This window comes from Pseudoxanthomonas sp. YR558, from assembly GCF_900116385.1.
Lineage (GTDB): Bacteria > Pseudomonadota > Gammaproteobacteria > Xanthomonadales > Xanthomonadaceae > Pseudoxanthomonas_A.
The window spans coordinates 555570-570211 of sequence record NZ_FPCI01000002.1; the positions used below are offsets into that span (position 1 = coordinate 555570).

A 14642-nucleotide genomic window follows, 5' to 3' on the forward strand; every position below is an offset into this window, starting at 1 on the left:
CCCGCATTCAACCCTGGCGTGGCGGTAATACCTTACCCGGATTGAGGATGCCATCCGGGTCCAGCGCCGCCTTCACCGCGCGCATCGCATCCAGCGTGGCGGTGGTGAACGCGTCGGCCATGAAATCGCGCTTACTCAGGCCGATGCCGTGCTCGCCCGACAGCGTGCCGCCGAGCGCCAGCACCTGCATGAAGATCTTCGGCAATGCGGCGTGCGCGCGCGCTGTCTCGGCGGCATCGCTGTCGTCGTACATGAGGTTGACGTGCAGGTTGCCGTTGCCGGCATGGCCGAACACGACGACCGGAAGATCCACCTCATGCGACAGCGCTTCCATGGCGGCGACCAGGTCGGGGATGCGCGATACGGGCACCACCACATCCTCGTTGATCTTGCCGGGCTTGATCGTGCGCAGCGCCGGCGACAGTGCGCGGCGCGCGGCCCAAAGCCGGTCGCGCGCGCCGCCGTCGGTCGCGACATCCAGCGCGATCATGCCGTCGCCTTCCGCCGCCTCGGCCAATGCCTGCAATGCATAGGGCAGCGTGTCGTCGTCGCCATCGGCCTCGACCAGCAACATCGCGCCCGCGTCGGGCACGTCGCTGCCATTGCGGCGGATCAGCGCAATAGCGCTGCGATCCATGAACTCGAGCATTGCCGGCGTCGCCGGCCGCGCCATGATCCGCGAGACCGCCGCCGCGGCGGTGGCGGCGTCGCGATACAGCACGCGCAACCCGGCTTGCGCGCGTGCACGGGGCGCGAGCTTCAGCGTCGCTTCGACGATCAAGGCCAACGTCCCTTCGCTGCCCACGAGCAGATGGGTGAGGTCGTAGCCGGTCGCATCCTTCGTGTACGCGCCGCCGCACTGGATCAACTCGCCGGCGCCTGTCACCGCGACCAGGCCCAGGACATTGTCGCGCGCGGTGCCGTACTTCACCGCGCGTGGCCCCCCGGCGTTGGTCGCAAGGTTGCCGCCCACACTGCAAAGGTCCGCGCTGGACGGGTCCGGCGGCCAGAACAGGCCATGCGGCATCAGCGCCTGCTGCAGCTCGCCATTCACCACGCCAGGTTCCACCACCACGCAGCGATCGGCTGCGCGCACGTCAAGAATGCGGTTCATCCGCGAAAACGACACCACCACGCCGCCCTGCGTGGGCACTGCCGCCCCGGTGGTGCCAGTGCCGGCCCCGCGCGCAATGATCGGCACGCCTTGCAGGCGGCATGCGCGCACCAGCGCGACCACATCGTCGGGTGTGCGCGGCAATGCGACGGCGGCAGGCATCGCCCATCGGCGCGAATCATCGCCGCCGAACGGACGGCAGGCATCGCCGGTCAGCCAGCCATCGCCCAGGCGGGCCGACATCGCGGTGTGCAGGTCGGGGGGCAGCGTTGCATCCATGCGTGCATTCTACGGATTCGTCGCGCGGCGTCCTGCATTGATGCTGTCGCGGCATGTGTTGATGCCGGATCGCCATGTTCGCGCGCGATGGCGCGTCAGGCCCGGTAAATCAACGGATGCAGGGAAGTACGTGCCCTGCGTCGTCATTCGACACGGCCGCGCTAACCGATTCCTTACAACCATCGCGAACACGCCTGATAGAAAACGCCGGCCCAACCGACCGGAGAGACACCATGCGCATCACCATCGTGGGAGCGGGTTTCAGCGGCAGTACGCTGGCGACCTTGCTGGCATCGACCGACGCCGGCGCGCCGGACGTCTGCCTGGTCGGTGTGGACGAGACGTTTGCGCGCGGCGTCGCGTATGGCGAGGCGCGCCCCGAGCATCTGCTGAACGTGCGGGCGGGACATCTCGGTGCGCAGTACGACGATGCCGGCGGCTTCGCGCGCTGGTTGAGCCTGGGCGAACGGGGCAAGGACGAATTCCTGCCGCGCGTCGCGTACGGCGACTATCTTGCGGAACGCCTGCGTGAGGCCAACGAAACGGCGGGGAACCTGTCGCTGGTGCGGCAGGAGGCCATCGCGGTCAGTCGCGTCGGCGACGGCTTCCGCGTGCATCTGGACGATGGCGGCTATTTCGCCAGCGATCGCGTGGTGCTCGCCGTCGGTGCGCTGCCGCCGCAACGGTTGGCCGGCATCGGCCCGCGACTGGCGCATAGCGCACGCTACATCGGCTGGCCATGGCAGGACGATGCGCTGGATCGTATTCCCGCCGATGCGCGTGTGCTGATCGTCGGCACTGGCCTGACGATGGCCGACGTGGCGGCCACGCTCGTTGCGCGCGGGCATCGTGGCGCGCTGACCGCGATCTCTCGACACGGGCTGCTGCCCCAGGCGCATGCGGCGAGGCCGGGCGAGGCGATCGAGCTGCCTCCCAGCGTGCAGATCGCCCTGCGCGGGCGCAGCGTGCGTGGGCTGCTCGCGGCGGTGCGTTCGGTTGTGCGTGTGGCGCCGGACTGGCGCAGCGTCGTGGATGCGCTGCGACCGCACACCCAGGCGTTCTGGCGCAGCCTGCCTGCAGGCGAACGTGCGCGCTTCCTGCGCCACCTGCGTTCGTACTGGGAAGTGGCGCGCCATCGCATTGCGCCGCGCGTCGCCGATACCCTGGCCGCGCTGCAGGCGAGTGGACAGCTGCGCGTGCGCGCTGCCCGCCTGCTGCGCGCCGGCCTGCGCGCGCAGGGCGCGGAGGTGCTGCTGCGGGGGCGTGGCCAGGACCGTGTCGATGTCGAACAGTACGACTGCATCATCCGCGCGACCGGACTCGATACCGACATCGTCCGCAGCACGCACCCCTTGGTTTCGCACCTGGTCGACGCAGGCCTGCTGGCGGCGGATCCGCATGGCCTCGGCGTGCAGGCGGGCGACGACCTGCAGGTGCGCGACCGTCAGGGCGACGTCGTGCGCGGGCTGTTCTGCCTCGGCCCGCTGTTGCGTGGGCAGCTGTGGGAAATCACGGCCGTCCCCGAGCTGCGCGCCGCGGCGGCGGCGCTGGCGTCGCGGCTGCAGGAAACCCCGTGCGCAGGCGTTGCACGGCGCGGTGCGGTGGCGCGGGAGCTCGCCCTTTCCGCCGGCTTGTAGAAATCAGGCGTCGTCAGCGCGGAACGCGTCGCGGATCCACTCCAGGCGCGGCGCGGCGGGATCGCCGTCGGCGTCGACCACATCGAACCGGCACGGTGCGTTGGCGTACTTCGGGTGGTCCTGCAGGAAACGCAGTGCCGCATGGATCAACCTGCGGCGCTTGCCCGTGTCGACCGATGCCGCACCCCCGCCGAAGGCGCGCGAGCGCCGGTAGCGGACTTCGACGAACACCACGGTTGCGCTGCCGTCGAGCATTACCAGGTCTAGTTCACCGCCGCGGTAGCTCACGTTCGCGGCGATCTCGGTAAGGCCTGCCTTCAGCAGCAGGGCGCGGGCCGCGATTTCGGCCGTGCGCCCGTCGGTACGGCGGTCAGCCGCCATCCGCGACGGGCACGGCCTGGCCGCCGCTGAAGGTCGACCACGACGGCGCGCGCACGACGTTGCCGAAACCATCGAGTTGCAGGCGGCCGGTGGCACCGCGGATGTCGGTGTTGGCGCCCAGTGCGAGCTTTTCCAGATACGCCGTCAACAACCAGGCGTCGTAGCCGAAGGCGAACAGGCGGGCGGCCGGGCCACGCGCCGTCGGCACGCGTTCGCCGGTCATGCTCGCCGCCGGCAACGCGGGTACGCCGCGCGAGGTCCAGGTCTCGGTGGGGAACACGATGCCGTCCAGCGCTGCGTCGTCTTCGGCCTTGCCGGTGCCTGAGGTCAGCTGTGAAGTCCCCACGCGGGTCTTGCCGCCCAGACCGGCCAGCGCGAGCTGCGGCGTCAGGCTGCGCGCGGTAGCGCCACGCACCGCCAGGAACACGGCATCCACGCCTTCCTGCGCGGCGGCGGCGAGCGGAGCGGACAGGTCGCCCGGGGTCTCGGGCACGCTGATCACGCGTGCGACCTTGCCGCCGCGTTCGACGAAACGTTCGCGGAACGCCTGCGAGGCGCGACGGCCGTTGTCGTCGCTGCCTTCGATGATCAGCACGGTCTTGCGCTCGCGCGCGCGCACGTACTCGGCGGCGGCGATGCCGTCGTCTTCCGGCGCCAGCGAGAAGCCGGCCTTGCCATCAGGCGGCGGCACGGTGCCGCGGTTGAGCACCAGCATCGGCACCGCGAGATTGGGTTGCTGGAACAAGGCGCTCACTTCATCGCGACCCAGCGGGCCGACCACGAAGTCCGCACCTTCCGCGGCGGCGCGCGCATACGCCGCCGTTGCGCCGGCGGCGGTGCCGGTGGTGTCGTAGAACTGGATCTCAGGACGGCGGCGACGCTCGCCGTAGTAGCCGGCCAGCAGTCCGTCGCGCACCGGTGCGGCCGCGGTGGCCAGGTTGCCCGACAGCGGCAGCAGCACGGCCAGCTTCATCGGCGGGCGATAGCCGTCCGCATCCGCGACAGGGCGGTTGCCGGCATCGAAATGCCATTGGTTGCCGCGATCGAACGGGCGCGGCAGGGGCAGGCCGCGGCGCTGCAGCGCGCGCCCGGCGAAGTTGTACAGCGGGTCGCCGGCCGGCAGCGTGGCGGCATCGCGGGCGAGCGTGGCGTCGTCGAGCGTGCCGAGCAGGCGATCGATCTCGCGTGCGTTGTCGCTGCGGGCCTGGCCACTGAGCGCACCGTCCTGGCGGGCGAGCGTGGCGGCGCTGGCGAACGCGGGCGAGACGCGAGCCGTCGAGGTGGCCGGTCCCGTTCCCGACGTGGTGGCGCAACTGACCAGCACGAAGGCGAGCATCAGCGCGGCGAGGGTCCGTCCTAGGCGCACGCGAGTGGAGATCGTGCGGGCATCGTGCAGGTCCATGGGCATCGTCGGCTTCAGGCAGGGGAACCGGCTACGATTCTACCCTCAGCCAAGGAACCCCACTGGAATGCCCGCCGGAACCCTGTTCATCGTCGCCACCCCGATCGGCAACCTGGGCGACCTGACCCCACGTGCGCTGGAGGTGCTGCGCTCGGTCGCCGCCATCTGCGCCGAAGACACGCGGCGGAGCGGCCAGTTGCTGGCGCACTTCGGCGTCTCCACGCCGCTGGTGGCGCTGCATGAACACAACGAGGACGCCCTGGCGCAGCGGATCGTCGAACGCCTGCAGGCGGGCGATGCGCTGGCGCTGGTCAGCGACGCCGGCACGCCGCTGGTCAGCGACCCCGGGTTCCGCCTGGTGCGCGCCGCGCGCGCGGCCGGGATCAAGGTCAGCCCGTTGCCCGGCGCCTGCGCCGCCATCGCGGCCTTGAGCGTGGCGGGGTTGCCGAGCGACCGCTTCACGTTCGAAGGCTTCCTGCCGGCGAAGGCGTCCGCGCGACGCGAGCAACTGCAGCGCCTGGCAGGTGAAGCCCGTACGCTGGTGTTCTACGAGTCCTCGCACCGCATCGCGGAGTCGCTGGCGGACATGCGCGCCGCGTTCGGCGACGACCGGCCGGCCGTGCTGGCGCGCGAACTGACCAAACTATTCGAAACCGTCCTCGACGGCACCCTGGCCGACCTGCAGGCGCGTGTCGACGCCGACGACAACCAGCGCAAGGGCGAGTTTGTCGTCATGGTGCAGGGCGCGCCGGACGACGAGACGGCGCAGCTCGCCGAGGGTCGTCGCGTCTACGCGCTGCTCAACGCCCACCTGCCGCCGTCGGCCGCCGCCAAGCTCGCTGCCGAGATCACCGGCGCGCCGAGGAAGGAGTTGTATGGCGCGCGGTAGTGGGCCGTGTTGGCTGGCCTCGAATGCAAGGGGATGAAGATGAGAATGCGTGAACGGCTCATGGCCGCTGTCGCGATGCTGGTCGTGGTGGCTGTATCGCCCGCTGCGATCGCGTGGACCCAGCCCGACGCCCGTGCGCGTTTTGGCCGGCTGGTGGCGGAGAGCCAGAAGGCCGATGACGCGCTGAATCCACTGCGTCTCGCCGAGCGCGGCCTGCCCCCGACCGGGGCCGTTTTCGTCGACCCCCAGAGCGAGGCCTTTGCCCGGCAGCTGGCGACGAACAAGCGGGCCGAACTGTCGGGCCTGGCCGGCATAGACCGCGCCTCCCTGGCCGAGAAGGACCAGATCGCCTACGACGCGTTCCGCTACCAGGCCGAGCAGGCGCTCGGCGAAATCGACAGCGGCATCCATGCGATCCGTAACCTGGTGCCGTTGAACGCCTCCTTCGGTTTGCACGTCGAGTTCCCCGACTACCTGTCGGGCGCGCGCTTCAAGACGGTCGAAGACTACGAAGTGGGGCTGGCCCAGCTCGGGGGCTTCGCCGACTTCATGGACCGCACGGTGGATCGGATGGAGCAGGGCATGGCCCAGGGCTATCACCCGCCCAAGGTGGTGGTGAACAACGTCCTGGGGCAGGTCGAGGCCTTCCTGAAGCTGCCGGTCGAGGAAAATCCCTTCTACTCCCCGGTGACGCGTTTCCCTGACGCCATCGGAGCGGCAGACCGCAGCCGCCTGGAGGCCGCGTATCGCCAGGCCATCGAAGGTCGCGCCACTCCGGCCTACGAGCGATGGCGCACGTTCCTGCGCGAACGCTATCTGCCGGGCGCCACCGATGGCGCAGGCCTGTGGGCGATGAAGGACGGCGAGCGGGTCTATGCGTCCCTGCTGGCCCAACACACCACCACGAAGATGAGCGCGCAGCAGATCCACCAGCTCGGCGTGGCTGAAGTGGCCAGGATCCGCGCCGCGATGGAACAGGCGCGCCAGGCGACCGGCTTCGACGGCGACCTGCCGGCCTTCTTCGAACACGTCCGCACCGGGCCCCGGTTCTACTATTCCAAACCGGAAGACCTCATCGACCACTTCGAACGCATCGAGAAAAAGGTCTGGGAGCGGATGCCTGAACTGTTCTCGCGTCGTCCGCGTGCCGAATTCGAGCTGCGTCCGCTGCCGGCGCTGGGAGACCAGAGGGGCACGGGCTACTACCGCGCCGGTCCGCCGGACGCGTCGGAGCCCGGCGTCCTGTACTTCAACATGGCCATGTTGAACACGCGTCCCATCCCGACCCTGGAGACGTTGCAACTGCACGAAGGCGTGCCGGGCCACCACTACCAGATTTCGCTGGTCCAGGAGGACGAGAGCCTGCCGGAGCTGTTGCGTTTCGGCCAGGTGCCGGCCACCGCCTACACCGAGGGCTGGGGCCTGTATGCCGAATCCCTGGGCCAGGAACTGGGCATGTTCACCGATCCCTACCAGTGGTTCGGCCACCTGGACATGGAGATGCTGCGCGCCGTGCGCCTGGTGGTGGACACCGGTCTCCACGCCCTGCACTGGGACCGTCAACGCGCGATCGACTACATGCTGGCCAACACCTCCATGGCACCGCGCGACGTGGCGGTCGAGATCGATCGCTACATCACCAATCCGGGCCAGGCCTGCGCCTACAAGGTGGGTGAGCTGAAGTTCCAGGAGCTCCGGCGCCGCGCGACCGAGCGCTTGGGCCCGGATTTCGACATCCGGCGTTTCCACGACCAGGTGCTGGACACCGGTGCCCTGCCGCTGGATGTGCTGGAAGCCAAGATCGACCGCTGGCTGATGTCGAGCGAGGGGGCGCAGTAGGTCTTGGGCGCGCGTCCTGTTCGGAGAGATTGCGTGATCTCATTCTGCGTTCCGGCCTCTCGGCACTCGAGGCTCAAGACGCCTTGCTTTGGAGGTGCACCTGATGCGTCGTCGTGAACTGCTGGTCGGCGCCGTGGCGCTCGGCATGACGTGGCCCCTGGCCGCGCGCATGGCCGGTTCGAATCCTGTCTCCGACACGACGGGGGCTGCGCCAGCCGAGGACGTCCGCCTGGCGGACCTACTGGAACGCCATGCCCAGGCCCTGAAGGCAGAGGAGGGTGGGCCGGATCGTCTGGCCGACTATTCGCTGGCCGCACGCGCGCGTCACCGACAGGCGACGGTGCGGCGCCTGGACGAACTGGGCGGGATCGACCGTGCCGCACTTTCGGCCGCTGCGGCCCTGGACTACGACACGGCCCGCTTCGTTTACGAGGCCATGGCGGACCAGTACGGGCGCTACGGCTTTTCCGACATCAACCTGCGACCCAGCCCTTACGTCGTCAGCCAGATGAACGGTGCCTACTTCTGGCTGCCGGAGGATATCGGCGGACGCTCGCCCATGAAGGACGCGGCGGATGCCGACCGCTATCTGGACAGGCTGGGCCAGTTCGCTGTCGCCCTGGACCAGGAGACCGAACAGATCCAGCACGACGCAGGTCTGGGTGTCATCCCGCCGGATTTCATTCTGGCCAAGACCCTGAAGCAGCTCGCGACCTTGCGCGATGCCGCGCCGAACGGCAATGCACTGACGACGTCGGCGCTCGCGCGTGCACGCGATGCCGGGATTGCCGATCTGGACAGTCGCGCCTCCGCGATCTTCGTCGGGCGTATCGTTCCTGCCCTGCAACGGCAGAGTGAGGCACTCGCGGCCTTGCTGCCCCGCGCCGACGATCGGGCGGGCATCTGGGCCAAGCCCGACGGCGAGGCCTACTACGCTTCGGCTCTGCATTCGAACACCACGGCCAGCCATGCGCCGGGGGACCTGCATCAACTCGGCCTGGCCTGGGTAAAGGAACTGTCTGCGGAGATCGATCAGCTGCTGCGTGCGCAGGGCTTGGCAAGCGGATCGGTAGGTGAGCGCATGGCCGCCCTGGATCGCGACCCGCGCTTCCTCAAGCCGGATACGGAAGCGGGACGCCAGGCGATCATCGACTACGCCAGCGCACACCTGGATCGGATCAAGGGCCTGCTGCCGCGTGGTTTCCACGTGATTCCGGATCGACCGGTCGAAGTGCAGCGCATCTCGCCCGCGATCCAGGACGGCGCGCCGGGCGCTTTCTACAGCGCCAGCAGCAATCCCGCCCAACCCTCGACCATCTACCTCAACCTGCGCTCGGTCGCGGAGAACGCCCTGTGGCGCATCCCGACCCTGCTGCACCATGAGGGGATACCCGGGCACCATTTCCAGGACAGCGTCCTGCGCGAGGCAGGCGGACTGTCGCTGTTCCGGCGGTCGGTGCGTTTTTCGGCCTGGACCGAGGGCTGGGCCCTGTATGCCGAACAACTGGCGGATGAGCTCGGTGCCTATGACGGCGATCCGGTCGGCCGCATCGGTTACCTGCAAGGCCAACTGTTCCGCGCCTGCCGCGTGGTGGTGGACACCGGCATCCATCACGCGCGTTGGACCCGCCAGCAGGCCATCGACTGGATGGTGGCCAACGCCGGCGAACATCGCGACGCCGCCGAGCGCGAGATCGACCGCTATTGCGTCTACCCGGGGCAGGCTTGCAGTTTCATGGTCGGCAAGCAGCAGATCGTTGCTTCGCGCGAGAAAGCGCGGCAGCGCTTGGGGGCGCGGTTCGACACGCGCGTCTACAACGACTTCATCCTGGCGTCCGGGCCGCTTCCGATGGACGTCCTCGGTGGTGCAGCGGCGCTGATGGCGGGGATCACCGGAGCGCCGCGCAAAGCGCTATAGGGCGCGGGGCCAGCCCCCTGAGTCAGGGGGCGATTCGCGCCTTTGGCGCGCATGGGGGTGTGGACGTGCGCAGCGGTGCCCGATATCTGCGCAGCAGACATTGGGGTATTCGACGGCGAAGCCGTAGAATGCGCGTCGGCGGAGTCGGCCAGACAGTCGCGTCATTGGAAACAATGCCGAGGAAAGTCCGGGCTCCACAGGGCACGGTGCCAGGTAACGCCTGGGCGGCGCGAGCCGACGGAAAGTGCAACAGAAAGATACCGCCTAAGACTGCTTCGGCAGGACGGCAAGGGTGAAATGGTGCGGTAAGAGCGCACCGCGAGTCCGGCAACGGACCGGCACGGCAAACCCCACCGGGAGCAAGACCAAATAGGGAGGCTATGCTGCGGCCCGCAGTGTCTCCGGGTAGGTTGCTTGAGCGTAATGGTGACGTTGCGCCTAGAGGAATGACTGTCCACGACAGAACCCGGCTTACCGGCCGGCTCCGCCGCCAGCTTCAACGCGCGAAGCGCGTTGAAGCTCCCAAAGTTCGCGTTGCGAACTTTGGGCCCCAGGTCTTTGTTGCCACCCCCGCTCGCGCGCTGCGCTCGCCGCCCCCTGACTCAGGAGGCGGATAAAGGCGAGCGATCACAGGGTTCCCTGTAGGAGCGACGTAAGTCGCGACGGCGAGCCTCCTGCTTCGATAGCGCTGGCTACGCGCCAGTTTAGATCCGCAACGTCGTCTCGCCCTCGAACACGCCGTCCGGACCGAAACGCCGCTCGCTGATCCAGCCATGGCCCGCGTGGTCGATCGCAATGAGCGTGCTCGCACGGGTGCCGTAGCGAGCATCGCGGATGAAGGCGGGCGAGAGCCTGCGTTCGAGTTCAAGTCCTACGCCGGTATCGGGAAGGTGGTCGTCGGGTGCGGGTGTTTCGTCCGCCAACGCCTTCCATAGCGGATCGACATCGTCATCGCCGGCGGCGACCCATGCCGCGAGCCGCGCCTTCAGTGCCACCGTTTTGGGCCAGGGCTCGTCGAGGTCGCCATTGGAGAGCCCGTGCAGGCCCGGTGCCAACGGAATGCGGCGAGGTGTGGGGTAGTTGCTGAGGTACTCGCAGGTCGTCGCGTCGGCCAGCACCAGGTTGAAGGGGGCGAAGGACTCCGCCGCCACCAGTAAGCCCGCGGTGCGATGGTCGGCGCCATCGGGCGAGGCCAGGAATCCGGTTGCGAGCTGGCCCCGGGAGGGTGCGCCGGGGACGACGATGGCGGGGTCCCGCACATTGGTCACCACCGCAACCCGGCCCTGCCGGTCGGTGCCGGCCCAGGTGCCCCCCGATTGCAGATCGCGGCCGGCCAGGATGTCCGCCGGTTCCGTCCAGGCGGCCAGCCCTGCCGTGGGGCGACCATGGAATTCGTCCCGATTTCCGGCCAGCACAAGCCGCCAGCGGGGGTGGACATTCCAGGCGAGCGCGACCAGGCACATGCCCCGATTCTGGACCCCCGGTCTGCGCACTTCCACTCCGCGCGCCCCCGACAACAGGTGCGTCATGTGAAGCGACGGTCACCTCACTGAATCATCGCCAAATCTTAAAATTTGAGACGAAACAGCGACTTGTGGATAAGGTTTGAACAAGTCTCTGAAGTTCGCTGCAAGCCATTGATCCGCCAAGCGATTTCCCCTTCGGTTTCCTGTTGACAACCCTGTGCGCGGTGCTAAGGTGGGTAGCAGAGGGAAAACCCGGGTTTTAGTGGTTTTTCGTGGTTCAATGACCGTCCAGCGGCAGATCGAAGGGCAGGGGTTGTGTTTCAAGGTGAGACCGCCATCACAGTGGACGACAAGGGACGGCTCGCGGTGCCCACCGCGTACCGCGATGTCGTCGCGCGCGACTGCGGCAACCGCCTGGTGATCACCTACAACCCGTTCGAAGCCGGCAGCCTCTACCTGTACCCCGAGAAGGTCTGGCAGCGCGTCCGCGACGACGTCAACAAGCTGCCCAGCACCCAGCGCGCCCATCGCAGCCTGCAATTGAAACTGATCGGCGCGGCTTCTCCGGTGGAGCTGGATGGCAACGGCCGCATCAGCATCCCCGCCAGCCACCGCAGCGCGGTGGGTATCGAGAAGAAAGCCGTGCTGCTGGGCATGGGCGAGAAGTTCGAGCTCTGGAGCGAGCAGGCGCACCACGCGCAGATCCGTCAGACCCTCACTGACGACGATCTGAGCGCACACATGCTCGAGCTGCGCTTGTGAGGACGGGTGACGGCAAGCGGCAGTCCGCGCCGGCCGGTCACCTCCCAGCGCTGCACTTGCCGGTGTTGTACACGCAGGTCATGGAAGGGCTGCAGGTGAAAGAGGACGGAACGTACCTGGACGGCACCTTCGGGCGCGGAGGCCACGCGCGCGGCGTGCTGCAACAACTCGGCCCGGGAGGCCGGCTGCTGTTGATGGACAAGGATCCCGAAGCGATCGCGCATGCCGAACAGACGTTCGCGGGCGATGCGCGCGTGTCGATCTTCCGTGGCAGCTTCGCGTCCCTGGCCCAATGGGACGAAACCGCAGGCGGCCTGGACGGCGTGCTGCTGGACCTGGGTGTGTCGTCGCCGCAGCTGGACGTCGCCGAGCGCGGCTTCAGCTTCGGCAAGGATGGCCCGCTGGACATGCGCATGGACCCCGAGTCCGGCGAGAGCGCAGCGGCGTGGATCGCACGCGCCGACGAGCGCGAGATCGCCGACGTGCTGTGGACCTATGGCGAGGAAAAGCAGAGCCGCCGCATCGCGCGCGCCATCGTCGCCCGCCGTGCCACCCAACCGTTCACCCGCACCGGCGACCTGGCCGCGGTGATCGCATCGGTGATGCCGCGCGGCGAGAAGATCCACCCGGCCACGCGCAGCTTCCAGGGCATCCGCATCCACATCAACCGCGAACTGGCGGACCTGGAGGCCGGTCTCGATGCCGCGCTGGCGCGACTCAAGGTCGGTGGCCGGCTCGCCGTCATCAGCTTCCACTCGTTGGAAGACCGCATCGTCAAGCAGTTCATCAACAAGCACGCGAAGGCGCCGCCGGCCAACCGCCGTCTGCCCGTCGCGGTGCACTTCGTACCCACGCTGCGCGCCATCGGCAGCGGCCAGAAGGGCGAGCCCGACGAGGTGTCGGCGAATCCGCGCGCCCGCAGCGCGGTGCTGCGCGTGGCCGAGAAGCTGGAGGTCGCGGCATGACGCGCTTCCTGCTCGTCGTCCTGGTGTTGGCCAGCATCGCTTCGGCGATCGGGGTGGTCTATGCGCGCCATCGCCACCGCGTGCTGTTCGACGAGGTGACGCGGCTGGAGCGCGCGCGCGACGAACTGAACGTCGAATTCGGTCGCCTGCAGCTTGAGCAGGCTACGGTCGCCGAGGCGACCCGCATCGACCAGATCGCCCGCGTGCGCCTGGGCATGAAGTCGCCGGAAGCGGCCGACATCGTGGTGGTGCGTCCATGAACGCCGCGCCTGCCAAGAACCGCAACCGCGCGCGCTTCAACCTGCGCGGCCGCCTGGCACTGGTGCTGGGCGCCATGGGCCTGTGCTCGATCAGCCTGGTCGGGCGCGCGGCGTACGTGCAGCTGATCAACCACGATTTCTACCAGCGCCAGGGCGATGCGCGCTTCCTGCGCGAGATCCCAATCCCGACCTCGCGCGGCATGATCACCGACCGCAACGGCGAGCCGGTGGCGGTGTCCTCGCCGGTGGAATCGGTGTGGGGCAATCCGCAGGAACTGCTGAAGGCGCCTGACCGACTGCCCGAACTGGCTCAGGCGCTGGGCGTGCCGCTCGACCACCTGACCAACCGGCTGTCGCAGAAGGCCGACAAGGAATTCCTGTACCTCAAGCGCCGGATCAACCCGGACGAGGCGCAGAAGATCCTGGCGCACAAGATTCCTGGCGTGTTCTCGCAGCGCGAGTTCCGTCGTTTCTATCCGCAGGGGCCGGCGATGGCCCACGTGCTGGGCTTCACCAACATCGACGACCGCGGCCAGGAAGGGCTGGAGCTGGCCTTCGACGAATGGTTGAGCGGCACGCCGGGCGCGCAGAAGGTGATCCGCGACAACCGCGGCCGCATCGTCGAGAACGTGGACCTGATCCGCTCTGCGCAGCCGGGCAAGGACCTGACGCTCAGCATCGATCGCCGCATCCAGTACCTTGCGCACCGCGAGTTGCGCAACGCGCTGCTCGAGCACCAGGCCAGCAGCGGCTCGATCGTGATCATGGACGTCGCCACCGGCGAAGTGCTCGCGATGGTCAACCTGCCGACTTACAACCCGAATGCGATCGAGCGGGTGAAGCCGGACGCGCGCCGCAACCGCGCGCTGACCGATATGATCGAGCCGGGTTCGACGATGAAGCCGCTGACCGTGTCGACGGCATTGAAGGCCGGCGTGGTGACGCCTTCCACGCTGATCAACACCAACCCTGGCTACATGGCGTTGAACAGCCGCTACACCATCCGCGACGTGCCCCGTAACAACGGCGTGCTGACCGTCACTGGTGTGATCACCAAGAGTTCGAACATCGGGTCGATCAAGATCGCGGAAAAGCTGCAGAACACCTACTTCTACGACAGCATCCACAGCTTCGGCTACGGACAGAAGCCGGGTAGCGGCTTTCCGGGCGAATCGGCTGGCGTGCTCGCACCGCCGGATCGTTGGAACGGCCTGCAGAAGGCGACCATGTCGTACGGCTATGGCCTGGCGGTGACGCCGCTGCAGATCGCGCGCGCCTACTCGGCGCTGGGCAATGGCGGCAGGCTGGTCACGCCGACCTTCGTGAAGGGCCAGCGTGCGGAGGCGCCCCAGGTGCTGGATCCGGCGATCGCACGCGAAGTCGTCGGCATGATGGAAACCGTCGTGACCCAGGGCGGCGCCAAGCGCGCCGGGGTGCTGGGTTATCGCGTGGCGGGCAAGACCGGTACCGCCCGCATCGCGGCCGGCGGCGGCTACGCGAAAGGACGCTACGCCTCGTTCTTCGCTGGCCTGGTGCCGGCCAGCAATCCGCGCTTCGCCGCCGTCGTGGTGATCAACGATTCGCAGGAAGGCGGTTATTACGGTGGCTTGGTTGCCGCGCCGGTATTCCACGACGTGATGGATGGTGCGCTGCGCCTGATGGACGTGCCGCCGGACGATATCGAGACCTGGCTCGCCGCGCAGGCCAAGAACACGCAGAAGCCGGGCGGT

At 68.3% G+C, this 14642-nt stretch carries 10 protein-coding genes, 1 other RNA gene and 2 pseudogenes; 9 read left to right on the forward strand and 4 right to left on the reverse strand.

Annotation, left to right across the window (positions count from 1 at the left end; all coding sequences use genetic code 11):
- Positions 1-7: 7 nt before the first annotated feature.
- Entirely contained in the window at positions 8-1393 is a 1386-nt protein-coding gene (locus BM365_RS14190; protein ID WP_093490172.1) for an FAD-binding oxidoreductase, read from the reverse strand.
- A 233-nt stretch (positions 1394-1626) separates the two neighbouring features.
- On the opposite strand from BM365_RS14190, the gene BM365_RS14195 reads away from it, so the two are divergent.
- Positions 1627-3030 carry an FAD/NAD(P)-binding protein gene (locus BM365_RS14195; RefSeq protein WP_093490173.1) on the forward strand — a complete coding sequence of 468 codons (1404 nt, stop codon included), beginning with the start codon at positions 1627-1629 and terminating at the stop codon, positions 3028-3030.
- Positions 3031-3033: 3 nt separating this feature from the next.
- Here BM365_RS14195 and BM365_RS14200 read toward each other — a convergent pair whose 3' ends face one another.
- Positions 3034-3411, reverse strand: coding sequence for a YraN family protein (locus tag BM365_RS14200; RefSeq protein WP_093490174.1), 378 nt, complete (start codon positions 3409-3411; stop codon positions 3034-3036).
- Positions 3401-4666, reverse strand: a pseudogene (locus BM365_RS14205) (penicillin-binding protein activator); the annotation flags it as partial. The gene BM365_RS14200 and the pseudogene BM365_RS14205, both read right to left, overlap by 11 nt.
- A gap of 214 nt (positions 4667-4880) precedes the next feature.
- Here BM365_RS14205 and rsmI point away from each other — a divergent pair.
- From rsmI to rnpB, 4 genes are all read left to right on the forward strand, one after another.
- The gene (gene rsmI, locus BM365_RS14210; RefSeq protein ID WP_093490176.1) at positions 4881-5702 is read left to right on the forward strand and encodes a 16S rRNA (cytidine(1402)-2'-O)-methyltransferase; all 822 of its coding nucleotides are present in this window, start codon (positions 4881-4883) and stop codon (positions 5700-5702) included.
- 45 nt (positions 5703-5747) lie between these two features.
- Positions 5748-7541: a DUF885 domain-containing protein gene (locus tag BM365_RS14215; RefSeq protein ID WP_199186239.1), complete on the forward strand. Its 1794-nt coding sequence runs from the start codon at positions 5748-5750 to the stop codon at positions 7539-7541.
- A 103-nt stretch (positions 7542-7644) separates the two neighbouring features.
- Positions 7645-9459: a DUF885 domain-containing protein gene (locus tag BM365_RS14220; RefSeq protein ID WP_199186240.1), complete on the forward strand. Its 1815-nt coding sequence runs from the start codon at positions 7645-7647 to the stop codon at positions 9457-9459.
- A 140-nt stretch (positions 9460-9599) separates the two neighbouring features.
- Positions 9600-9949: RNase P RNA component class A (rnpB, locus tag BM365_RS14225), an RNA gene on the forward strand.
- A gap of 214 nt (positions 9950-10163) precedes the next feature.
- Here rnpB and BM365_RS14230 read toward each other — a convergent pair.
- Positions 10164-10922, reverse strand: a complete 759-nt coding sequence (locus BM365_RS14230; protein WP_093490178.1) for an NRDE family protein — start codon at positions 10920-10922, stop codon at positions 10164-10166.
- 318 nt (positions 10923-11240) lie between these two features.
- Here BM365_RS14230 and mraZ point away from each other — a divergent pair, with 318 nt between their 5' ends.
- From mraZ to BM365_RS14250, 4 genes and pseudogenes are all read left to right on the forward strand, one after another.
- Complete coding sequence (gene mraZ, locus BM365_RS14235; protein WP_056878016.1) at positions 11241-11687, forward strand: division/cell wall cluster transcriptional repressor MraZ; 447 nt, start codon at positions 11241-11243, stop codon at positions 11685-11687.
- Positions 11684-12652: a 16S rRNA (cytosine(1402)-N(4))-methyltransferase RsmH gene (rsmH, locus tag BM365_RS14240; RefSeq protein WP_255412327.1), complete on the forward strand. Its 969-nt coding sequence runs from the start codon at positions 11684-11686 to the stop codon at positions 12650-12652. Before mraZ ends, rsmH begins: the two co-directional genes overlap by 4 nt.
- On the forward strand, positions 12649-12912 hold the full coding sequence (gene ftsL, locus BM365_RS14245; RefSeq protein ID WP_093490179.1) for a cell division protein FtsL: 264 nt from the start codon (positions 12649-12651) through the stop codon (positions 12910-12912). The genes rsmH and ftsL overlap by 4 nt, the downstream gene beginning before the upstream one ends.
- Positions 12909-14618: pseudogene (locus tag BM365_RS14250) on the forward strand (penicillin-binding transpeptidase domain-containing protein); the annotation flags it as partial. The gene ftsL and the pseudogene BM365_RS14250, both read left to right, overlap by 4 nt.
- Between the last annotated feature and the right edge of the window lie 24 nt (positions 14619-14642).

Excerpts from the sequence above, each read along its gene's own strand:
- BM365_RS14220 (WP_199186240.1), top strand. The coding sequence starts at position 7,645 with ATGCGTCGTCGTGAACTGCTGGTCGGCGCCGTGGCGCTCGGCATGACG.
- BM365_RS14195 (WP_093490173.1), top strand. The coding sequence starts at position 1,627 with ATGCGCATCACCATCGTGGGAGCGGGTTTCAGCGGCAGTACGCTGGCG.
- BM365_RS14200 (WP_093490174.1), bottom strand. The coding sequence starts at position 3,411 with ATGGCGGCTGACCGCCGTACCGACGGGCGCACGGCCGAAATCGCGGCC.
- rsmI (WP_093490176.1), top strand. The coding sequence starts at position 4,881 with ATGCCCGCCGGAACCCTGTTCATCGTCGCCACCCCGATCGGCAACCTG.
- BM365_RS14190 (WP_093490172.1), bottom strand. The coding sequence starts at position 1,393 with ATGGATGCAACGCTGCCCCCCGACCTGCACACCGCGATGTCGGCCCGC.
- BM365_RS14215 (WP_199186239.1), top strand. The coding sequence starts at position 5,748 with ATGCGTGAACGGCTCATGGCCGCTGTCGCGATGCTGGTCGTGGTGGCT.
- BM365_RS14230 (WP_093490178.1), bottom strand. The coding sequence starts at position 10,922 with ATGTGCCTGGTCGCGCTCGCCTGGAATGTCCACCCCCGCTGGCGGCTT.
- ftsL (WP_093490179.1), top strand. The coding sequence starts at position 12,649 with ATGACGCGCTTCCTGCTCGTCGTCCTGGTGTTGGCCAGCATCGCTTCG.